Source organism: Pseudomonas brassicacearum (assembly GCF_003732265.1).
Classification (GTDB): domain Bacteria; phylum Pseudomonadota; class Gammaproteobacteria; order Pseudomonadales; family Pseudomonadaceae; genus Aquipseudomonas; species Aquipseudomonas brassicacearum_D.
The window spans coordinates 88,792-110,079 of sequence record NZ_MOBK01000004.1 but is presented as its reverse complement, the minus strand read 5'-3'; the positions used below and the strand labels follow the sequence as shown (position 1 = coordinate 110,079).

Here is a 21,288-nt window from a genome sequence, read left to right as displayed (position 1 = left end):
CACCTCATTGGGATGTGAGCAAAGGCGGGCGGCGCAGCAAGCCATGCACCGGACCGAACACCACGGACAGCAGATAAAAACCGCCGGCAACCAGCACAATCGCCGGACCGCTGGGCAGCGAGTAGAAGAACGACAGCAGCAATCCGAGCCACACCGAGAGGCAGCCGAGCACGGCGGCGATGCCAATCAACACTGGCAACCGGCGGCTCCAGAAACGCGACGCGGCGGCAGGCAGCATCATCAGGCCGACCACCATCAGCGCGCCGATGGCCTGGAAACCGATCACCAGATTCAGCACCACGAGCGTCAGGAACACACCGTGGGCCAAGGGGCCGAGACGGCTGACGGTTTGCAGGAAGAGCGGGTCGAGGGTGTCCAGCAACAGTGGTTTATAGATCAGGCCCATGGCGATCAGGCTGAAGCCCGAGACCCACAACATGCCGGTCAATGTTGGGCCATCGACTGCCAGTGCGGAACCAAACAGCAGGTGTAACAGGTCCAGGCGTTTACCGGCGATGCCCAGGATCAGCACGCCGCTGGCGAGGGAAATCGGATAGATCGCAGCCAGACTGGCGTCTTCTCGCAAGCCGGTACGGCGAGTGATCCATGCGGCCAGTCCGGCCATGCTCAGACCAGCGCCCAGTCCACCAAAGGTCAATGCCGGCAAACTCAAACCCGCGAACCAGAAGCCGAGTGCGGCGCCGGGCAAGATCCCGTGAGCGACGGCATCGCCGATCAGGCTCATGCGCCGCAAGATCAGGAACACACCCAGCGGTGCCGTGCTGCAGGCCAGGACGAGTCCGCCAATCAACGCCCGACGCATGAACACAAACTCGTGGAACGGTTGCCAAAGCTGAGTGGCGGCGAGCATCAGGCCACCTGTGTCTGTGGTTGTTGCCGGATCAGTTCGGTACTCGGTCCGAGCAGGCAACCACTGCTTTTGATCAGCAGCGTGTGCGAGATGTGTTGGCGAACGGCGGCGAGGTCATGGCACACCACAACCAGCGTTCGACCCTCGTCATGCCATTGGTGGATGTGCTTCCAGAGCAGCGACTGACCGAGTTCGTCGAGCGCCGCGTGCGGTTCGTCGAGCAACAACACTGGCGTTTGCGCAAGGCTCAATCGGGCGAGCAGGGCGCGTTGCAGTTCTCCTCCGGACAAGGCCATCAACGGGCGTTGCTCCAGACCGCTGAGGCACCAATCTTCCAGCACTGTTTTCAGGCGCTGGCTGCGCAGCTCGGGCGATTGCTTACTGCCCCAGAAACCGGCGGCTACCAACTCCCGGAGGCTGATGGGAAATTGCCGGTCCAGGTGTTGTTGCTGGGGTAGGAAGGAGAGTGAGCCCTTGCGTGGAACATCGAGGACGACTTTGCCTGTGAGTGGCTTTTGTAATCCGGCGATGACTTTCAGCAAGCTGCTTTTCCCCGCCCCGTTGGCACCAATCACGGCGGTCAGGCTTCCCTTGGGCAGTTCGAAATCCAAGGGGGGTGTGAGTGGTTGGCCGGGGGCGCCCCAGCGCAATGCCTGGCAACGGATCATGCGGCCTCCCAATTCCAGCGGCTTTCGGCAACGGCATCATGGGCGTGCAGGCTTTCGGCGTGGACGACTCGGACGTGAAAGGCGTGGAGGCCGGGTGAGCGTTTCAGGGCAAGGTTCAGACGTCGCGCGGCGTCTTCGCAGAACATCAGGTTCTGACCATTGGCCAAGGCGAAAGCTTGTTCATCGGCGCGCTTGACCGCGGTTTGTACGGCGGTGCCGAGTGCGGCTTCTGCGTCGTTGATGAGGGCAATCAACGGCAGGTCGTCCAGATAATCGTCTAGACGCAAGCTTAGGTGCGCGGTGCTGCGTTGACTGTGGGGAGTCGCAACCATGCCTTTTGTGGAACCGAGCCATGCCAGTACATCGGCGTGCTCCAGTGAGCGGTTGGCAAAGTCATCGACGAATTGCTGCTGAATCAACTGGCGGGACAGTGCCGCTGAACACGGACACGTCGAGGAATAAGCCACGTCGATTTTTAGTTCCACGTGGAACATCGCGTTTTTCAATCGCGCTTCGATACTCACCGGATAGCTTTTCCAACCGGCCAGCGGACTGATGAGCGCCGGCCTTTTGAGCAGTAAATCAGCGCGAATTTTTAAGTAAGCGCTTCGGGACAGTCCTTCATGACTGTCGAGAAAACTTCGCAGGACGCGCCGCAACAAAGCCGGTTTCAAGTTCTCCTGCTCAAGCATTTCCAGCGCCAGATACAGCCGCGACATATGAATCCCGCGTGCTTCTCCATCATCAAGGCTCACGCCCGCATCAGCTGTTGCGCTCAGACGTTGGCCATCGATCAGAACAGGAAGGGCAATGCCGCACATGCCCACCCAGTCGAGTGGCAGGGCTTGGCGAGAGGCTTGCGCGGCGATGTCCGGCAGAGTCAGCGCATTCATGAGCAGGTCCATCGTGGGAATCGATTCGGCATGTTATGTTATTACATTAAATTCGACTACGTCTTTTTCTCGAGCGGTTCTCTTCATGCACAGACGTCACTTGCTCAACCTGATTCTGGCCAGCGCAGCCTTCGCGTTGCCCTTTGGTGTCTCGGCCACGCAAATTCGCAACGCACGGTTGCGGCGGTCGGATGACAAGCTGCGATTGGTGTTTGATCTGAGCGGGCCGGTGCACTACAAAACCTTTTCCCTCAGTGCGCCCGAGCGGCTGATCATTGATCTGAGTGGCGCCAACCTCAGTGGCGATTTCAGTCAGTTATCCCTCGCCGATACGATGATCCGCTCGATCCGCTCCGGGCATTTTGGCCTGGGGGATACGCGAATCGTCCTCGACCTCAGCGGCCCGGTGCAGCTCAACAGCTTTTTGCTAGCGCCGCAGGATGGCCAAGGCCATCGGCTTGTGCTCGATCTCAAGTCCGCTGCGCCGTTACCCGTTGCGATGCCCTCTGAGACGATCCAGGACGCGGCACACCCCAAGCGCGACATCATCGTGGTGGTCGACCCTGGTCATGGCGGGAAAGACCCTGGCGCGGTCGGCGCTAAAGGGGAGCGAGAGAAAGACGTGGTGTTATCCATCGCTCAGCTGCTGGCCAAGCGTCTGAAACGCGAGAAGGGCTTTGATGTGAAGCTGGTGCGCAACGACGACTTCTTTGTTCCGCTTCGCAAACGGGTAGAAATAGCGCGCAAGCACAACGCCGACATGTTCATCTCGGTGCACGCGGACGCAGCCCCGCGTCTCACCGCTTCCGGTGCCTCGGTGTATTGCCTGTCTGAAGGCGGTGCGACCTCGGCCACGGCACGCTTCATGGCGCAGCGTGAGAACGGCGCGGACCTGCTGGGCGCCACGCGTTTGCTCAATCTCAAGGACAAGGATCCGATGCTCGCCAGGGTCATTCTCGACATGTCGATGAACGCCACCCTGGCCGCCAGTTTGCAGTTGGGCAGCACGGTCCTCGGCAGCCTCGCGGGGATCACCACGCTGCATCAAAAGCGCGTGGAACAAGCCGGATTTGCGGTGTTGAAGTCGCCGGACGTGCCATCGATCCTGGTGGAAACCGGCTTTATTTCCAATGCTCGCGACAGTCAGCGATTGGTCACTGCACGTCATCAGCAGGCGGTGGCGGACGGTTTATTCGAAGGGTTGCAGCGTTATTTCCAGAAACATCCGCCCGCCAACAGCTACATCGCCTGGCAACAAGCGCAGAAAAAAGCGCAGGTCTAGCAGCCGGTAATCCGGCTGCAGGTGAATTTGGCGCTGCTGCCACCCGAGCTGGAGAAGCGATTGATGGTGGTCCAGCCCACCCGACGGTTGTAGCCAACCCAGGCTTCGCCGTCGGAAGCGATGCCAGTGAAAAAGGTCAGTTGCCCGTAGCGGCTGTTGGTCTGTGCCCAGTAGCGCTTGCCCGCCATTTCGAAGCCGCGCAGATAGATCGTGCTGCCCACGGTGTTGACGCTGTAGGCGTTGCCGTCGACATCCACGCAGGCCAGCAGATTGGCGCTACGGGTGCACTGGGCCAGGCTCGGAATCTGCGCCCAGGTCTGTGTGGCCATCAGCAGCGAAACACTCATCAGCGCCAGTTTCAGGGCAGTACGCATGGGTTTCCTCGGGGACTGAACGGCCTTCAGCATCGGTCGCTTTGTCGTCATGGGCAAGAGGAGAGTGGTTTGATTGCATTGTTATACTATAACATTGAGTCAAGCCCGACACTGCGACCGGGCACCCTTGTGAGGAATACCTGATGCCCAATCGTCTCCCCGTGACCGTGCTCTCGGGCTTTCTCGGTGCAGGAAAAAGTACGCTGCTCAACTACGTCCTGCGCAATCGCGACAACCTGCGAGTCGCTGTCATCGTCAACGATATGAGCGAGATCAACATTGATGGCAGCGAAGTCCAGCGTGATGTCAGCCTGAATCGCGCCGAAGAAAAACTCATTGAAATGAGCAACGGCTGCATTTGCTGCACCTTGCGCGAGGACCTGCTCGAAGAAGTCAGCAAACTCGCCAGGGACGGGCGTTTCGACTACCTGTTGATCGAGTCCACGGGCATTTCCGAACCGCTGCCCGTGGCGGAAACCTTCACCTTTCGCGATGAACAAGGGCAAAGCCTGGCCGACATGGCGCGGCTCGACACCATGGTCACCGTGGTGGATGGCATGAACTTCCTGCTCGACTACCAAGCCGCCGAAAGCCTCGCGTCCCGTGGCGAAACGTTGGGTGAGGAGGACGAGCGCTCGATCACTGATCTGTTGATCGAGCAGATCGAATTCGCCGACGTGATCCTGATCAGCAAGATCGACCTGATCAGCCGCCGCGAACGCGAGGAGCTGATCGCGATTCTTCAACGCCTCAACGCGCAGGCAGACATCATCCCCATGGTCATGGGCGAAGTGCCCCTGGAAAAAATCCTCAACACCGGTCGCTTTGACTTTGAAAAAGCCGCTCAGGCACCGGGCTGGTTGCAGGAATTGCGTGGCGAGCACGTGCCGGAAACCGAGGAATACGGCATCGCCTCGACCGCATACCGGGCCCGCCGACCGTTTCATCCGCAACGCTTTTTCAGCTTCATCGACCGCCCTTGGGTGAATGGAAAGCTGCTGCGTTCCAAAGGTTTCTTCTGGCTGGCCAGCAAGCCCATGGACGCCGGTAGCTGGTCCCAGGCGGGTGGTTTGATGCGCCATGGGTTCGCGGGGCGCTGGTGGCGGTTTGTGCCGAAAACCCAGTGGCCGCAGGACGAAGAAAGCACCGCCGGGATCATGCAGAACTGGACGGCCGCCACCGGCGATTGCCGTCAGGAATTGGTGTTCATCGGGCAGAACATCGACTTCGCGCAACTCACCGCCGAACTCGACGGTTGCCTGCTGACGGAGGCCGAAATGGCCTTGGGCATGGAAGGTTGGCGATTGCTGCCAGACCCGTTTGGGCCGTGGCACGAAGAGGCTGCAGCCTGATGTTGGCGCCGAGTCTGAAGCGGCGTTCGGTCGCTCATCCTGTCCAGGGCGAAACGCCGCAAACGCTCGCCAGAATCCTCGATGACGAGGTAAACCTCGCCATTTGGCAGCGCCAGCTTCCGGTGCATATCGTCGATTTCGGCCAGTTGCTGCTGTCGCTGAACGCGCCGTTGGCCGAGTCGCTAGTCCTGGACATGCCCAGCGATGACGCCGAACCCAATCTGCAGGGATTGGCCTCAGGTTTCAGCAATTTGGAAGGGCATGAGGGCTTCATGGCCGACGTGTCGTGGCTGGTCAGCGCGTTTGCCTGTTTGCTGGGCGCCAAGCGCATCGGCCTGCGTTTGCGGGCGCTGGACAAGGCCATGTGCCCGCGTTTCCACGTCGATCATGTGCCGGTGCGGCTGATCACTACGTATTCCGGCATCGGCAGTCAGTGGCTGCGAGAGGGCGTTATGGATCGTCGCCAATTGAGCCAGCCTGAGGCTGAGCCTGTACAGGATTCGCTGATCGAGCAGATCGCCAGCGGGGATGTGGCGCTGTTCAAGGGCGAAAAGTGGCACGGCAACGAAGGTTTTGGCGTGATTCACCGCTCGCCGCAACCCGCATCGGGCGAGCGTCGTTTGATCCTGACCCTCGATTGGCTCGGCTAACGCCTCAAGGCGTGAGCCAGTTGCCTTGGCTTTGCGCTTCGCAAAACGGCTTCAAATAGGCCGCATCGGTGGCCACGCCGTAATAGTGAATGTCCTGCCGGTAAGGCATATTGGCGACTTGAGCGTTGCTGCACACCCCGAATGCGCCCGTTGGGCATTGGTCAACGTACTGCACGTCGACGGTCTGCCCGGCCAGATTGGGCTGGCAGAAGCCGTCGGCGAAGAGCTTTTCCGGGATGTTGCGGTTTTGCTGGCAGACTTTTACGTCCAATCTCACGGATGTGGTATGTACCACGCAGGCTTGGGCAAACACCTCGCCAGAACACAGTGCCAGCAATAACGACAATCCCATCAACCGCATCTTTTACCTCCTCAGAAAATACCGACCATGTTGCAGAACATTCCCACACACGTCATTGCCGGTCCATTAGGTGCCGGCAAGACCAGCCTGATCAAGCACCTGTTGACGCAGCGGCCGGTCGGCGAGCGATGGGCGGTGTTGATCAACGAATTCGGGCAAATTGGCCTCGACGCTGCGCTAATGACCTCGGATGCCGATGGTATCGCACTGGGTGAAGTGGCCGGCGGCTGTTTGTGTTGCGTCAATGGTGCGCCGTTTCAGATCGGGCTCGGACGGTTGCTGCGCAAGGCCAAGCCGGATCGGTTGTTCATCGAACCTTCCGGCCTCGGACATCCGGCCCGGTTGCTTGAGCAGTTGAGTGAGGCGCCTTGGGTCGGTGTACTGGCGGTACAACCTTGCGTACTGGTGCTGGATGCCCAGGCACTCGCGGCTGGCAAACCGCTGCCTGCGGCGCAACAGGAGACATTGAACAGCGCCGGTTTGTTGGTGTTGAACAAGGCAGAAGATCTCGACGTCGATGATCGCCAGCGAATCGCCGCGCAGTTACTGCCTCGTCCTCTGTACTGGACGCAGCACGCCGAGTTGCCATTGAGCGAGTTGCCGGGGCTCCATGCTCGGGCTGAAACGGGTGTGGATAACTTCGTCGTGCCAAAGGGGCTGGCGCAGCTGCCGGCCATCTGGACCGATCCCTTGCTGCCGATTTGCTTGAGTCAGGAACAGGAGGGTGGCTGGAGCATCGGCTGGCGCTGGCATCCGATCCAGAGGTTCGACGTGGCGCGCATCGGCCAGTGGCTTGAAAGCCTGTCCTGGCGGCGGGCGAAGCTGGTTATCCACAGCGTCGACGGTTGGGTGTCGGCCAATGCGCTGGATAACTCGGCGCTGGAATGGAAGCCCAGCGAATGGCGCCAGGATTCGCGGATAGAACTGATTTTCAGCGAGCCGCAGGAGGTTGATTCACTTCAAAGCGCCCTGGCCGGCTGTCGGTCGGTTTAAGGGCGCCACTTGGTGTGTTCTTGCCGCCATTGGCTCAGCTCGATCACCTCGGCCCGGGGCTTCACCACATCGACAACCGCAGGCGTGTCGTCGAACGGCATCGGGTAGGGCGCCAGTTCGATCTGCGCGCTGTGGGCGCCGAATTGGGTGATGGTGCCGTTGTGACGGGTTTCGCCGGTCACGGTGAACTCAAAGTTGTACACGCGAGCCAGGCGGCGCCGGCCGTTGGCGTCTTTGATGAAGGCGATCTTTTTCAAGGCCACGTTGCCGTCCAGCAACTCGATGCCGAGCTTGGCGCAATGCTGCTTGACCCGCTCCAGCGCGCGCTCGCGCAAGCCGTGGTTGTGCCACAACCACGCGCCACCGGTGGCGAGCAGCATCAGCACGAAGATATTTCCGAGGGTCAGCATCAACAGGTTGCTCCAACTAGATAGTGTCAGCTTAACTGCGTCGCCGGTCTGTCGTACAGGCTGCGTTTCGTCGCATACTGCGCGGCTCGAATTTCAATCGTTTTACGGAAAACTCACCGCATGAAACGTACGCCCCATCTGCTCGCCATTCAGTCCCACGTGGTGTTCGGCCACGCTGGCAACAGCGCCGCGGTTTTCCCGATGCAGCGGGTCGGGGTGAATGTCTGGCCGCTCAACACCGTGCAGTTCTCCAACCACACCCAGTACGGCCAGTGGACGGGTGAAGTGCTGGCGCCGCACCAGATCCCTGAGTTGGTCGAAGGCATTGCCGCGATTGGCGAGCTGGGCAACTGCGATGCGGTGCTGTCCGGTTACCTGGGCAGTGCGGCTCAGGGCCGGGCGATCCTGACCGGCGTGGCGCGCATCAAGTCGATGAATCCCAAGGCACTGTATTTGTGCGACCCGGTAATGGGCCATCCAGAGAAAGGCTGTAGCGTACCGGCCGAAGTCAGCGATTTCCTGCTGGAAGAAGCGGCATCGGTGGCTGACTTCATGTGCCCGAACCAGTTGGAACTGGACAGCTTCTCGGGGCGCAAGCCGCAGTCGCTGTTCGATTGCCTGGCCATGGCGCGAGCACTTTTGGCGCGTGGGCCGAAGGCAATATTGGTCAAGCATCTGGACTATCCCGGTAAGCCGGCGGATGGCTTCGAGATGTTGTTGGTGACTGCCGAGGGCAGCTGGCACCTGCGCCGTCCGCTGCTGGCGTTTCCGCGTCAGCCGGTGGGTGTGGGCGACCTGACGTCCGGGCTGTTCCTGGCGCGGGTGTTGTTGGGTGACAGTCTGGTCGCTGCGTTCGAATTTACGGCGGCAGCGGTGCATGAAGTGCTGTTGGAGACTCAGGCCTGTGCCAGCTATGAGCTCGAGTTGGTGCGGGCACAGGACCGGATTGCGCATCCGCGGGTGCGGTTTGAGGCGACGGCGATCAGTCTTTGATTCGGCGTTGACCTCATCGCGAGCAGGCTCACTCCTACATTGGATTTGTGAACGACACAGATCAAATGGGGGAGCGAGCTTGCTTGCGATAGCTCTCTAAAACCGGTCACAGACCTCAGGCATCGCCCTTGATTTCCTGATAGCGCTTTTCCAGCTCCTGACGAATCTGCCGACGCTGCTGGGCCTGCATGAAGCGGCGTTTGTCTTCGCTGTTCTGCGGTTGCAGTGGCGGGACAACAGCCGGTTTGCGGTCGTCATCCACCGCGACCATGGTGAAAAAGCAGCTATTGGTGTGGCGCACCGAGCGCTCGCGGATGTTTTCGGTCACCACCTTGATGCCCACCTCCATGGAGGTGTTGCCGGTGTAGTTGACCGAAGCCAGGAAGGTCACCAGTTCGCCGACATGAATCGGCTCGCGGAAAATCACCTGGTCCACCGACAGGGTCACCACGTAGCGGCCGGCATAACGGCTGGCGCATGCGTACGCGACTTCGTCGAGGTACTTGAGCAAGGTGCCGCCGTGGACATTGCCAGAGAAGTTGGCCATGTCGGGGGTCATCAATACCGTCATCGACAGTTGTGCGTTTCCGGGTTCCATAGCGTTCTCACGGTTCAAGGCAGAATTTCAGGGGCGCACCTCTGCGGGTGCCTTGTCAGCTTTTCAAAACCAACAGTTATCGGGACGCCGGGCAGGTGGCTGCCGTCACGCCCGTTTCGATCTGTTTCCATATATTGCACCGCCTTTGCGGCGCAAGTCCCGGTGTTAACCTCCAAAAGTCCCCCCTTACGGAGCACACGCCATGCATGCCATCAGTTTCATTCAGGATTTGGCAGTGATCATGTTGATCGCGGGCGTGGTGACCGTGCTGTTCCATCGCTTCAAGCAGCCGGTGGTGTTGGGCTATATCGTCGCCGGTTTCATCATTGGCCCGCACACACCGCCGTTCGGGCTGATCCACGACGAAGAGACCATCAAGACCCTCGCGGAGCTCGGGGTGATTTTCCTGATGTTCTGCCTCGGCCTCGAATTCAGCCTGCGCAAGTTGTTCAAGGTCGGTGCGACGGCGTTCATCGCGGCGTTCCTCGAAATCGTGCTGATGATCTGGATCGGCTACGAGATCGGTCGCTGGTTTGACTGGAACACCATGGATTCGCTGTTCCTCGGCGCGATCCTGGCAATTTCCTCGACCACCATCATCGTCAAGGCACTCAACGACCTGAAGATGAAGAACGAGCGTTTCGCGCAGTTGATCTTCGGTGTGCTGATCGTCGAAGACATCCTCGGCATCGGCATCATCGCGTTGCTCTCGAGCATCGCCGTCAGCGGTACGGTCAGCTCCGGCGAAGTGTTTTCCACGGTGGGCAAGCTCTCGCTGTTCATGATCGTCGCGCTGGTCATCGGGATTTTGCTAGTGCCACGGCTGCTGGCGTACGTGGCGAAATTCGAAAGCAACGAGATGCTGCTGATCACCGTGCTGGGGCTGTGTTTTGGTTTCTGCCTGCTGGTGGTGAAGCTGGAATACAGCATGGTGCTCGGCGCGTTCCTGATTGGCGCGATCATGGCCGAGTCTCGGCAACTGTTGAAGATAGAGCGCCTGATCGAGCCGGTTCGCGATTTGTTCAGCGCCATCTTCTTCGTCGCCATCGGCCTGATGCTGGATCCGATGATCCTCCTGCAATACGCCTGGCCAATCGCCGTGATCACCGTGGCTGTGGTGCTTGGAAAGATGCTGTCCTGCGGCCTCGGGGCGTTTATCGCCGGCAATGACGGACGCACCTCACTGCGCGTGGGGATGGGGCTTTCGCAGATCGGCGAATTTTCTTTCATCATTGCCGCGTTGGGCATGACGCTGCAGGTCACCAGCAACTTTCTCTACCCGGTTGCGGTGGCGGTTTCTGTGATCACCACGCTGCTGACTCCGTACCTGATCCGCGCGGCCGATCCGCTGTCGATCAAACTCGCCGCGGTGATGCCGCGACGGCTGGGCCGGGTGTTGGGGATGTACGGCGAATGGCTGCGCAGCATTCAGCCGCAGGGCGAGGGCGCGCTGCTGGCGTCGATGATTCGGCGGATTCTGCTGCAGGTGGGGGTCAATCTGGCGTTGGTGAGTGCGATTTTCTTTTCGGGAGCGTTTTTCGCCGAGCGCGTGTCCGTCTATTTGCAAGACTGGATCAGCGACCCGAGTTGGCAGAAGGCTTTGATCTGGGGTGGGGCGCTGCTGTTGTCGCTGCCGTTCCTGATCGCCGCCTATCGCAAGCTCAAGGCGTTGTCGCTGCTGTTGGCCGAGATGGGCGTGAAGCCGGAAATGGCCGGGCGTCACACACAGCGAGTGCGTCGGGTGATCGCCGAAGTGATTCCGATCCTCTCGCTGCTGGTGATTTTCCTGCTACTGGCAGCCTTGTCGGCCAGTATTCTGCCGACCAACAAGTTGCTGGTGTTGATCATCGTGGTCGCCGCCGCCGTGGCAGCATTGCTCTGGCGCTGGTTCATCCGCGTACATACGCGGATGCAGGTGGCATTGCTTGAAACCCTGGACAACCACAATGATGCCCCCGGTCACTGACATCGCACTTGCTACAACACCGAGGCGTCTCAGCTTTCCAGCCAGACGTCCCGCGCCCAGTGCCACACCGATTCCCAGGTTTCTTCGGCGATCAGTTCTTCTTCGGCCTGCCACAGCACCACGGTGCCGTCTTCTTCGACGAGGTAATAGTCATCACCGTCCTGGCAGATCGGGATCATGCTGCGGTCAACGCCAGCGTCCCAGGCGTTGGCGGCAACGTCAGGCAGGTAGGTGTGGGATTGCGGGTCGGTGACAGTCACCGGCTCCAGGCTGCCGTAGACGACGTCGCTGACGGTCAGCAAAAATTCTCTGAAGACGAACGGAATGTCGATGAACAGTTGTTCTTCGATTTCCACGATCTGGTCTTCGTCGGGCAGCTCCAAGGGGACCGGTACCGGTTCGTTGGCTTCACGCAGTTGTTCGATGATTTCTTCCACGTCCGGGATCCTCTTGCTTGATGGCGCGGTTTAGTTGGGGCGGTTTATACAGTAGCTCGCTATAGATGCAACCGCGAAATAGAAAACCCCAGCCTGAGCTGGGGTTTTTATTACAACACGCTTAACGCTGTGGGGATCAGCCGTTCTGGCGGATACCGGCCACCAGCCAAGGCTGGTTTTCGCCCTGCGGACGTTCCATGTTCCAGCTTTCGCTGAACACTTCGCCCTGGTCGAAACGTGAAGTCTTCGACACGCCGCTGAAAGTCAGGGTGGCGATGGTCTTGTCGGCACGATCATCCACACCGTCCAGTTGAACATTGAGGTTATCAATGTAGGTGGACTGGAAACCGTCGCCCAGGTCAGCGCGTTCGCGCTTGAGGAACTCGAGCATTTGCGGGGTCACGAACTCGGCGATCTTGTCCATTTCGTTGGCGTCCCAATGCTGCTGCAGGGACTGGAAGTGGTTGCGGGCCGCTTCAATGAAGTTCTGTTCATTGAACCAGGCCGGCGCATTGATTACCGGACGAGCGGCAACCGGTGCAGCCGAACCGCCGAAGATCGAACCGCCAGCAGGCTTCTGGTCGAACACTTCACGCTGCATCGGTGCGTGGCCAGCGGGAGCCATGTGCTCCTGCTGCTTGCGACGACGAGCGGCGATGAAGCGGAAGATCAGGAAGGCGATGACCGCCATGATCAGGATGTCGAAAATCTGCATGCCCTGGAAGCCGCCGCCCATGAACATGGAGGCCAGCAGGCCACCGGCAGCGATGCCGGCCAGAGGGCCGAGCCAGCGCGAAGCACCGCCAGCCTTGGCCGCAGCGCCCGCGGCACCGGCAGCGCCAGCGGTCGCCGCAGCGCCGCCCATGCCTGGAGAAGAAGGCGCCATTTGGCTGGTCTGGTGGGTCGGCGCAGCGCCGACGCTTTTGCCGCCACCAAAGCGCTTGGCGTTGGCGTCGAGGCTCATCGTCAGGCCGATGCACAACGCCATGGCGATGCTAAGAAAACGTTTCATAAAGGGTAATCCCATTTGTGGATGGCACGCGCGCCATGTTGCACAGCTGAAGTGTTACTGGCTAGCGGCAGAGTGTTTCGGGCTTTTGCCTGACAGGTTGCGTTCAGCTTCAGTCAGCGCAATAAGGCCTTTTGATTTCGGTCCGTAGGACGAGTGGATAGCTTCTGTAGGAAGGATGCCTAGCGTCGCAGCGCCAGCATGACCACACCGGCCGTGATCAGGCCGATTCCGCCCCATTGGCGCAGGTCGAGTCTTTCGCCCAGCAGGATCACGCCGAGCACTGCCACCAGCACCACGCTGAGCTTGTCCACCGGAGCGACCAGCGAGGCCGGCCCCAGTTTCAGCGCGCGGAAGTAGCAGATCCACGAGGCGCCGGTGGCCAGTCCCGACAGCAGCAAGAACAGGTAGCTCTTCGCCGAGATCGATCCTAATGACTGATATTGGCCCGTGGCGTACAAAATCAAGGCCAGGCTGACCAATACCACTACGGTGCGCAGCAGGGTGGCGAAGTCGGAATTGACGTTTTCGATGCCGATTTTGGCGAAGATCGCAGTCATGGCGGCAAACGCCGCCGACATCAGGGCCCAGAACGTCCAGGAAGAAAAGAAGCCTGAGCCCATTACTTCGCGCCTTTAATAAGATTAACTGTGAGCCTGGATGCAACACAGACTCTGTGGGAGCGGGCTTGCTCGCGAAGGCAGCAACGCGGTTTTTCAGAAATACCGCATTATCGTTCTTCGCGAGCAAGCCCGCTCCCACATAAGCCCGCTGGCTGGCTTTAGATCGCTTCCAGCTTCGCGTAACCCAGCATCAGCCACTTGCTGCCTTCGCTGAAGTTCACCTGCACCCGTGCCTGCGCGCCGGCACCCTCGAAGTTGAGGATCACGCCGTCGCCAAAGATCGAGTGCCTTACCGTCTGGCCCAGGCTGAAGCCGGTTTCCGGAATCTCGCTGCCGCTGAACAGGTTGCTGCCGCTCATCGATTGATTGCCACCGAACGGACGGCTGACACTGTTCGACAAGCGCACTTCCTGGATCAGCCCTTTCGGCACTTCCCGTACGAAACGCGAGACCTTGTTGTAGGTTTCGCTGCCATACAGGCGTCGGGTTTCAGCATAGGTCATCACCAGATTCTGCATGGCCCGGGTGATGCCAACGTAGGCCAGACGGCGTTCTTCCTCAAGACGGCCGGGCTCTTCCAGGCTCATCTTGTGCGGGAACAGGCCTTCTTCCATGCCCACCAGGAACACGTAAGGAAATTCCAGGCCCTTGGCGCTGTGCAAGGTCATCAGCTGAATGCTGTCTTCATGCTCTTCGGCCTGAGTATCCCCGGCCTCCAGCGACGCATGGCCGAGGAACGCCGCCAGCGGCGTCAGGTCTTCGTCTTCTTCGGCGTTTTCGAAGTTGCGCGCGGCGCTGACCAATTCCTCAAGGTTTTCTACCCGAGCCTGGCCTTTCTCGCCTTTTTCCGCCTGGTGATAGGCGATCAGCCCGGATTGCTCGATGACTGTCTGGGTCATCAGGTGCAGGGGCATTTCCATGCACTTGGCAGCAAGGTTCTCGATCAACTCGATAAAGGCACCGAGCGCGCCAGCCGCGCGACCGGTCAGGCCTTTATTGGCCACCAGCAGTCGCATGGCTTCCCACATCGACACATCGCTGTGACGGGCGTGGTCGCGGATGGCTTCGACAGTTTTCTCGCCGATGCCACGGGCCGGGACGTTGATCACCCGCTCCAGCGCCGCATCGTTGCCACGGCCTTCCAGCAAACGCAGGTAAGCCATGGCGTTCTTGATTTCTGCCCGCTCGAAGAAGCGCTGACCGCCATAGATACGGTACGGAATGCGTTCACGCAGCAGGGCTTCTTCCAAAACGCGCGATTGGGCGTTGGAGCGGTACAAAATCGCGATATCGCTGCGAGCCAAGCCGGTTTTCAGCGCACTTTCAATGGTTTCCACCACGTAACGTGCTTCGTCGTGCTCGTTGAACGCGGCGTACAGGTTGATCGCTTCGCCTTCGCCGCCATCGGTCCAAAGCTCTTTGCCCATGCGCCCGGTGTTGTTGGCAATCAGGGCGTTGGCAGCCTTGAGGATCCCGGCGGTAGAGCGATAGTTCTGCTCCAGACGGATGGTCTCGGCATCCGGGAAATCATCGGAATACTGATAGATGTTCTCGATCTTCGCGCCGCGCCAGCCGTAAATCGACTGATCGTCGTCGCCCACCACCATCAGGCTGTCGCCGCCTTTGGCCAGCAGACGCAACCAGGCGTACTGCACGGCGTTGGTGTCCTGAAACTCGTCCACCAGAATATGCCGGAAGCGTTTCTGATAATGAGCCAGCAAACCCGGGTGGTCGCGCCACAAATCGAGGGCACGCAGCAGCAATTCGGAGAAGTCGATCACGCCGGCGCGCAGGCAAGCGGCCTCATAGGCCTCATAAATGCTACGCATGGTCGCCAGGAACATATCGCCGCTGGCTTGAATATGTTGCGGACGCAGACCTTCATCTTTCTGCCCGTTGATGAACCACTGGGCCTGACGGGCCGGCCAGCGTTGTTCGTCCAGGCCCAGCTCGCGGATCACCCGCTTGACCAAGCGTTGCTGGTCGTCGCTGTCGAGAATCTGGAAAGTCTGGCTCAGCCCGGCTTCCTGCCAATGCGCCCGCAGCAAGCGGTGCGCCAGGCCGTGGAAGGTGCCGACCCACATGCCGGCGGGGTTGAGCCCCATCAGCTGCTCGATGCGCTGACGCATCTCGGCTGCGGCCTTATTGGTGAAGGTCACCGACAGGATGGAGTGCGGCGAGGCGTTTTCGACCTGGATCAACCAGGCGATACGGTGCACCAGCACTCGGGTTTTACCGGAACCAGCACCGGCCAGGACCAACTGACGACCCACGCGGGCAGCTACGGCCTGGCGTTGGGCATCGTTGAGGGAGTTCAGCAGAAGGGAGAGATCATCGCGCATCGGGGCATTCTAGGGTGCGCCGCCACACCGGGCAAACCGAGCTTTGCATTAGCCGATGAAAGTTGCACGGAGGACGACCGGTCAGTCACTGGCTGCAGGCGTTGGCGGGCCGCGCTCGTAGGGTTTTGCCGGGTAGACGGGGTGCTGAAATATTGTCGAATTTATGATCTGGGGCAGTTTGGTAAGGGCATTGGCTTGTGTATGCTCCGTCGACGTTTCGGGCTCATGCTCATCATTATAAGAACAAGAACATTGCCTATGACCCTCAGCACCGACCTGTCGGGCCCCACGGTGGAGCCGCGGGTTATCCGCAAGCAGTACGCCATGGAAATGGCGGTCGAACGCACGCGCCTGCTTTATCAGGGGTCACTGCTGCCCACGTTATTCATGTTGATCAATGGTCTGGTCTGCGCCGGTTTGCTCTGGAGCCCGCAGCGCTACTTCCTGGTCAGCGTCTGGCTGGTGTGGCTGTTGTCGCTGGTGGCGTTGCGGGTGATTCAAGTCGCGGCCTTCGATTCGGCGATTCCCAACCGTCAGGCGCATCCGATCTGGCGCCGTATGTTTTTGCTCGGCTCTGGCCTCACCGGCCTGACCCTGGCCGGTGCCGGTATTGCCTTGGTGCCCGCCGACAATTTCATGCAGCAAGCCTGGGTATTCGGCCTGATCGGTGCCGCCGCCCTTTCTGCCAGCGTGGCGTACGCGGTCAGCCTGCCGGCGTTTCTGTCTTTTACCTTGCCCTGCCTGTTGCCTGCCATCGCCTATTTATTCTGGGGCGGTGACGCGCAGGATCATGGCTGGGGCTGGTTCGGCTTGATTTTGTTGGGCGCGCTCAGCGTGATTGCCTGGCAGGTCAATCGACTGATCGACAGCGGATTGCTGCGCCGTTTCCAGAATCAGGCGTTGATCGAGCATTTGCAGCAAGCGCAAAGCTGCGGCGACCAGCTCAATCACGAGTTAGCCAAAGAGATCGATCACCGTCGATGCGCCGAAGAAAAACTGCGTGAAGCCCAGGTCGAACTGGAAAACCGTGTCGCCCAGCGCAGCCTGGAGCTCGACGTCGCCAACCAGGCCCTGAGCAAGAGTGAAGCGCGGCTGGCGTTGGCGTTGAAGGCCAGCGAACTCGGGCTGTGGGACTGGAACCTGCAAACCGATGAAGTTCATCACACGCAGATTCAGGAGTTGTTCGGCCTCGCGCCGGAATACGTAACAGCCATGCTTCGCCACCTTCGCCCGCGGTTGCACCCCGAAGACGTGCCGGCGCTGAAGCACGCGTTGATCGAGCATTTGAAAGGCCGCAGCGAGGATTACCAGATTGAATACCGCGTGCGGCATGGCGACGGCCACTGGGTCTGGATCGAGGACCGCGGCCGGGCGGTCGAGCGCAGCAAAACGGGTCGGGTCATCCGCATGGTCGGCACCCGTCGCGACATCAGCGCGAGCAAAGGCCAGGAAGAACAACGTCAACTGGCGGCGACCGTATTCGAAGCCGCCAGCGAAGGTATCGTGATTTTCGATCCCGATTACGCCTTGATCGCGGTCAATCAGGCCTTCAGTCGAGTCACCGGCTATGACATCGATGACATGCTGGGACGCAACGTCGTCGAGTTACCCTGCAGTCGCGATGCTCGCCGCCACTACGGCGCTATCCATCAGGCGCTGGCGCAGCACGGGACGTGGCAAGGCGAATTGGTCGAGACCCGTAAAAACGGCGAGCTCTATCCGCAATGGCTGCAACTGAACGCAGTGCGCGATACCCGAGGAAATGTCAGCCATATTGTCGGCTTCTTCGCCGATCTGTCGGCCCGCCGAGAATCCGAAGAGCGCATGCGCTACTTGACCCACTATGACGAACTGACGGGCCTGGCAAATCGCTCGTTGTTCCGGGAACGGTTGCGCGAGGCCCATCAGCGGGTGCGCCAGGGCGGGCGTAGCCTGGCGTTGCTGCACATCAATCTGGACCGATTCAAGCTGCTCAATGACAGCCTGGGGCATGACGTCGCTGATCAACTGCTGCAGAAAATGTCCCGGCGTCTGGTCAACGCGCTGCCAGAGGCCGACACGATCGCCAGGCTTTCCGGCGACGAGTTTGCGGTGCTGTTTGATACCTACGGCAACCTGTCGAGCCTGGCGCGGGTGGCGACGCGGTTGTCGACCAAGCTGCGTTTGCCAGTCTCCGTCGATGGCCATGAACTGGTCATCAGTGCGTCCATGGGTATCAGCATGTTGCCGGACAATGCGCGGGAAATCTCCGCGTTGGTCAGTCAGTCGAACATGGCCATGCAGCACGCCAAACACTTGGGCGGCGACAACTTCCAGTTTTATACCGAAAGCCTGCAAGCCAGCACCCTCGAGCGTTTGCAGCTGGAAAACCAGTTGCGCAAAGCCATCGAAGAAAAGCAGCTGAAAGTCTTTTACCAACCCAAACTCTGCCTCGCCACAGGCCGCTTGAACGCCGCCGAAGCGCTGGTGCGCTGGGATCATCCGACCATGGGCCGGGTGCCGCCGGGGGACTTTATCGGTCTGGCCGAGGAAACCGGGCTGATCGGCCCGATCGGCGAGTTCGTCTTGCGCCAGGCCTGTTGGCAAGCCTGCGAATGGCAGCGGCAGGGGCTGGAACCAATTCGTGTGTCGGTCAACCTGTCGGTGCATCAATTGCGTCAGGGCAAGCTGGTCAGTCTGGTGCGCCAAGTGCTGGAAGAAACCGGTCTGGCGCCGCACTGCCTGGAACTGGAACTGACCGAAAGTCAGTTGCTGGACAGCGTCGAGCACATCATCGCGACCTTCCAGCAGCTGCGTGATCTGGGGGTGAAGTTGGCGATCGACGATTTCGGCACCGGGTATTCGTCCTTGAGCTACCTCAAACGTATTCCAGTGGATTACGTGAAGATCGATCAGGCGTTTATTCGTGGGCTGGGGGAGGGCACTGTGGATGCGGCCATTACCCGGGCGATCATTGCGATGGCGCATGGCTTGTCGCTGAAAGTGGTGGCCGAAGGTGTGGAGCGGCAGGAGCAGTTGGAGTTTTTGAAAGCCGAGTGCTGCGATGAAGTGCAAGGCTATTTGATCAGTCGCCCCGTTGAGGCTGATGAACTGGCCAAGCTGTTACAAAAGGACGCGAACCCCTCGTAAGTGCTACATGGAGCGCATGTGGCGTGGAATGGGGACATCGAGTTACGGATTGAGCAGGCAAAAAGCCAATTCTTGTAGTATAACTACAAGCTTGCTACATCTCCGGCAACTGCCAATAACAAAGAGTCCAGCCCTTTGAATCTGCTGCAACACATCGCCCAGTCACGCCATCTCTTACGCAAGTCGGAGCTCAAGGTCGCCGACCACGTGCTGCTTGATCCTGCGGCGGTGATGCACAGCTCCATGGCCGACCTGGCCCACAGCGTCGGCATCAGCGAGCCGACCATCGTGCGCTTCTGTCGTGCCATCGGTTGTTCCGGTTTTCAGGACTTGAAACTGAAGCTGGCGCAGAGCCTGGCGGCCGGTGCGAGCTTCGGCCAGTTTGCAATCCATGAAGACGATTCCGTGGCTGACTACAGCCTGAAAATCTTCGACACCACCCTGCACACCTTGATGGAAGTTCGCGAGAAGCTCGATCCGGTGGAGTTGCAGCGGGCAGTCTCGCTCATGTCCCAGGCCCAGCGCGTCGAGTTCTATGGCTTCGGCGCATCGGGTGCGGTGGCAGCCGATGCCCAGCATAAATTCTTCCGTTTGCTGCTGACCGCGGCGGCGTACTCCGACCCGCACATGCAAGCGATGTCGGCCGTGACGTTGAAGCCGACCGATGTGGCGATCTGTATTTCCCAGTCCGGGCGCTCCAAGGATCTGCTGATCACGGCCAACCTGGTGCGTGAAAGTGGCGCCTCGCTGATCACCCTGTGCCCGAGTCAGACGCCGCTGGCTGAGCTATCGACCGTCAATCTGGCGATCGATGTGCACGAAGACACCGAAATCTACACCCCGCTGACCTCGCGTATCGCTCACTTGGTGGTGATCGACGTGTTGGCGATGGGCGTGGCCATGGCGCGCGGCCCGAGCCTGGTCAATCACCTCAAGAGCGTCAAACGCAGCCTTCGCAGCTTGCGGCTGTCGCCCAAGTCGGTGAAAGCGCTGGATGACTGATCCTGCTGGAGCTGTGGCGAGGGGGCTTGTCGGAACGCCGCATCGCCCCGTTGGGTCGCGAAGCGGCCCCAAAATCTCTGCGACTGCTGCGCAGCCGGACGGGGGCAAGCCCCCTCGCCACAAAGTAATGTTCACATCCCTGTAACCCACCCGCCGCCAAACCGTCATCCCCCGCGCCTATCTTGAAACTCCCGTAATCGCCTTGGGAGACTCGAAATGGCCCAGCCCTACGAAGAACGCAACAGCGCCGCCAAAACTCGCCGTCAGCAAGAAGATCAACGCCGCATGGAATTCCGTCGCGCCATCGAAGATCGCTGCGAACGCCGCCAACTGCTGGCCGAAATCGGTGATTTCCCGGAGCTGGAACTCAATTACTGGCAGGCGGCACCGACAACTTCCCGTCGAAACGCTCAACCAGCGCGCTGATCTGCACCCGCTCACTGCGGATAAACGCAAGGAACGCGTGCGCCACCGGTGACAGCCTTTTTGCCTTGGCTTGCACCAGACACCAGCTGCGGTAGAGCGGCAATTCCTCGACCGGCAACTCAATCAAGCCGCCGGTCGCCAACTCAAGGTTCAGGGCGTGACGCGTCAACAGCGCTACGCCCAGACCCGCCAGCACACATTCTCGCTGAGCTTCGGCTGACGAGACCTCCTGGGTCTGGTTGAAGTGCACGCGCTTTTCCTTGAAATACTCTTCGCAGGCCAGTCGTGTCCCCGAACCGGACTCGCGCATCAGCAAGGTGTAGGGCTCAAGGTCTTGCAGGCGCAGCGGCCCCATGTGGCACAGCGGATGATCCGGTGGCGCCACCGCAACGATCGGGTTGTTGAGGAAGGGCAGGAACTCCAGTCCCATGTCTTGCGGCACCATCGACATGATCACCAGGTCATCGCGGTTATCTGACAGGCGACGAATCACTTGCCCCCGATTGACGACCGTCAGTTGCAGATTGACCTCGGGATGCTGGCGCTTGAACGCGGCAAACAGGTGCGGGACGAAGTATTTGGCGCTGGACTCCACCGCGAGTTTCAGCTGCCCTTGCAGTGAGCCCTGCATGTCCGAAAGCTGCATGTCGAGGTTTTCCAGGCGCCCGAAAATATCCCGGCTGGCGCGCTGGAGTGCTTCGGCGGCCTCAGTCATGTAGAGTTTTTTGCCGACGTAATCGAACAAGGGCTGACCAATCAGCTCTTCAAGTTGCCGAATTTGTAGGCTGACGGCCGGCTGTGTAAGCGACATTTCGTCGGCTGCCCGGCTGTAGGACCGCAAATCACAGACTTCATTGAAAATCTGCAATTGACGCAATGTCATACGCATCAATGACTTACGCATAGTTT

21 protein-coding genes are annotated in these 21,288 nt (G+C 59.9%); 9 read left to right on the top strand and 12 right to left on the bottom strand.

Features of this window, described 5'->3' with window-relative positions; genetic code table 11:
- Positions 1–4: 4 nt before the first annotated feature.
- Genes BK660_RS10135 through folE2 form a run of 3 tightly spaced genes read right to left on the bottom strand, consistent with a single transcriptional unit; the run spans position 5 to position 2,432 of the window.
- A complete protein-coding gene (locus BK660_RS10135) occupies positions 5–871 on the bottom strand; it encodes a metal ABC transporter permease (protein ID WP_123433194.1) in 867 nt (288 codons plus the stop codon).
- On the bottom strand, positions 871–1,539 hold the full coding sequence (locus BK660_RS10130) for a metal ABC transporter ATP-binding protein (RefSeq protein WP_123433193.1): 669 nt from the start codon (positions 1,537–1,539) through the stop codon (positions 871–873). The genes BK660_RS10135 and BK660_RS10130 overlap by 1 nt, the downstream gene beginning before the upstream one ends.
- Positions 1,536–2,432: a GTP cyclohydrolase FolE2 gene (folE2, locus tag BK660_RS10125; protein ID WP_123433337.1), complete on the bottom strand. Its 897-nt coding sequence runs from the start codon at positions 2,430–2,432 to the stop codon at positions 1,536–1,538. The genes BK660_RS10130 and folE2 overlap by 4 nt, the downstream gene beginning before the upstream one ends.
- 85 nt (positions 2,433–2,517) lie before the next feature.
- On the opposite strand from folE2, the gene BK660_RS10120 reads away from it, so the two are divergent.
- Positions 2,518–3,714 (top strand): N-acetylmuramoyl-L-alanine amidase, encoded by a 1,197-nt coding sequence (locus tag BK660_RS10120; protein WP_123433192.1) that lies wholly within the window; start codon positions 2,518–2,520, stop codon positions 3,712–3,714.
- On the opposite strand, the gene BK660_RS10115 is transcribed toward BK660_RS10120, so the two are convergent.
- Positions 3,711–4,088, bottom strand: a complete 378-nt coding sequence (locus BK660_RS10115) for a glutamine synthetase (RefSeq protein WP_123433191.1) — start codon at positions 4,086–4,088, stop codon at positions 3,711–3,713. The genes BK660_RS10120 and BK660_RS10115 overlap by 4 nt on opposite strands.
- A 143-nt stretch (positions 4,089–4,231) precedes the next feature.
- On the opposite strand from BK660_RS10115, the gene zigA reads away from it, so the two are divergent.
- Complete coding sequence (gene zigA, locus BK660_RS10110) at positions 4,232–5,440, top strand: zinc metallochaperone GTPase ZigA (protein ID WP_123433190.1); 1,209 nt, start codon at positions 4,232–4,234, stop codon at positions 5,438–5,440.
- Positions 5,440–6,090 (top strand): DUF1826 domain-containing protein, encoded by a 651-nt coding sequence (locus BK660_RS10105; protein ID WP_123433189.1) that lies wholly within the window; start codon positions 5,440–5,442, stop codon positions 6,088–6,090. Before zigA ends, BK660_RS10105 begins: the two co-directional genes overlap by 1 nt.
- A 4-nt stretch (positions 6,091–6,094) precedes the next feature.
- On the opposite strand, the gene BK660_RS10100 is transcribed toward BK660_RS10105, so the two are convergent.
- Positions 6,095–6,451, bottom strand: a complete 357-nt coding sequence (locus BK660_RS10100; RefSeq protein WP_123433188.1) for an NADH:ubiquinone oxidoreductase — start codon at positions 6,449–6,451, stop codon at positions 6,095–6,097.
- Between the two features lie 27 nt (positions 6,452–6,478).
- Between BK660_RS10100 and BK660_RS10095 the strand changes: the two genes are divergently transcribed.
- The gene (locus BK660_RS10095) at positions 6,479–7,444 is read left to right on the top strand and encodes a CobW family GTP-binding protein (protein ID WP_123433187.1); all 966 of its coding nucleotides are present in this window, start codon (positions 6,479–6,481) and stop codon (positions 7,442–7,444) included.
- Here BK660_RS10095 and BK660_RS10090 read toward each other — a convergent pair.
- The gene (locus tag BK660_RS10090) at positions 7,441–7,854 is read right to left on the bottom strand and encodes a DUF3301 domain-containing protein (protein ID WP_123433186.1); all 414 of its coding nucleotides are present in this window, start codon (positions 7,852–7,854) and stop codon (positions 7,441–7,443) included. The genes BK660_RS10095 and BK660_RS10090 overlap by 4 nt on opposite strands.
- Positions 7,855–7,974: 120 nt before the next feature.
- Between BK660_RS10090 and pdxY the strand changes: the two genes are divergently transcribed.
- Positions 7,975–8,847 (top strand): pyridoxal kinase PdxY, encoded by an 873-nt coding sequence (pdxY, locus tag BK660_RS10085; protein ID WP_123433185.1) that lies wholly within the window; start codon positions 7,975–7,977, stop codon positions 8,845–8,847.
- Positions 8,848–8,962: 115 nt separating this feature from the next.
- On the opposite strand, the gene BK660_RS10080 is transcribed toward pdxY, so the two are convergent.
- On the bottom strand, positions 8,963–9,445 hold the full coding sequence (locus BK660_RS10080) for an acyl-CoA thioesterase (RefSeq protein WP_123433184.1): 483 nt from the start codon (positions 9,443–9,445) through the stop codon (positions 8,963–8,965).
- Positions 9,446–9,647: 202 nt separating this feature from the next.
- On the opposite strand from BK660_RS10080, the gene BK660_RS10075 reads away from it, so the two are divergent.
- The gene (locus tag BK660_RS10075; RefSeq protein WP_123433183.1) at positions 9,648–11,411 is read left to right on the top strand and encodes a cation:proton antiporter; all 1,764 of its coding nucleotides are present in this window, start codon (positions 9,648–9,650) and stop codon (positions 11,409–11,411) included.
- 29 nt (positions 11,412–11,440) lie between these two features.
- On the opposite strand, the gene BK660_RS10070 is transcribed toward BK660_RS10075, so the two are convergent.
- The 4 genes from BK660_RS10070 to uvrD form a co-directional block, all read right to left on the bottom strand.
- Positions 11,441–11,848 carry an SMI1/KNR4 family protein gene (locus tag BK660_RS10070; RefSeq protein WP_007943369.1) on the bottom strand — a complete coding sequence of 136 codons (408 nt, stop codon included), beginning with the start codon at positions 11,846–11,848 and terminating at the stop codon, positions 11,441–11,443.
- A gap of 136 nt (positions 11,849–11,984) precedes the next feature.
- On the bottom strand, positions 11,985–12,860 hold the full coding sequence (locus tag BK660_RS10065) for a Tim44 domain-containing protein (RefSeq protein ID WP_123433182.1): 876 nt from the start codon (positions 12,858–12,860) through the stop codon (positions 11,985–11,987).
- Positions 12,861–13,039: 179 nt separating this feature from the next.
- On the bottom strand, positions 13,040–13,480 hold the full coding sequence (locus BK660_RS10060; protein WP_123433181.1) for an EamA family transporter: 441 nt from the start codon (positions 13,478–13,480) through the stop codon (positions 13,040–13,042).
- A gap of 158 nt (positions 13,481–13,638) precedes the next feature.
- The gene (uvrD, locus tag BK660_RS10055) at positions 13,639–15,822 is read right to left on the bottom strand and encodes a DNA helicase II (RefSeq protein ID WP_123433180.1); all 2,184 of its coding nucleotides are present in this window, start codon (positions 15,820–15,822) and stop codon (positions 13,639–13,641) included.
- 258 nt (positions 15,823–16,080) lie between these two features.
- Here uvrD and BK660_RS10050 point away from each other — a divergent pair, with 258 nt between their 5' ends.
- From BK660_RS10050 to BK660_RS10040, 3 genes are all read left to right on the top strand, one after another.
- On the top strand, positions 16,081–18,951 hold the full coding sequence (locus BK660_RS10050) for an EAL domain-containing protein (RefSeq protein ID WP_123433179.1): 2,871 nt from the start codon (positions 16,081–16,083) through the stop codon (positions 18,949–18,951).
- A 135-nt stretch (positions 18,952–19,086) separates the two neighbouring features.
- The gene (gene hexR, locus BK660_RS10045) at positions 19,087–19,953 is read left to right on the top strand and encodes a transcriptional regulator HexR (protein WP_008027445.1); all 867 of its coding nucleotides are present in this window, start codon (positions 19,087–19,089) and stop codon (positions 19,951–19,953) included.
- Positions 19,954–20,169: 216 nt separating this feature from the next.
- Positions 20,170–20,379 (top strand): PA3496 family putative envelope integrity protein, encoded by a 210-nt coding sequence (locus BK660_RS10040; RefSeq protein ID WP_027926271.1) that lies wholly within the window; start codon positions 20,170–20,172, stop codon positions 20,377–20,379.
- Here BK660_RS10040 and BK660_RS10035 read toward each other — a convergent pair.
- Positions 20,321–21,283, bottom strand: coding sequence for a LysR family transcriptional regulator (locus BK660_RS10035; RefSeq protein ID WP_027926272.1), 963 nt, complete (start codon positions 21,281–21,283; stop codon positions 20,321–20,323). The genes BK660_RS10040 and BK660_RS10035 overlap by 59 nt on opposite strands.
- Positions 21,284–21,288: the final 5 nt, after the last annotated feature.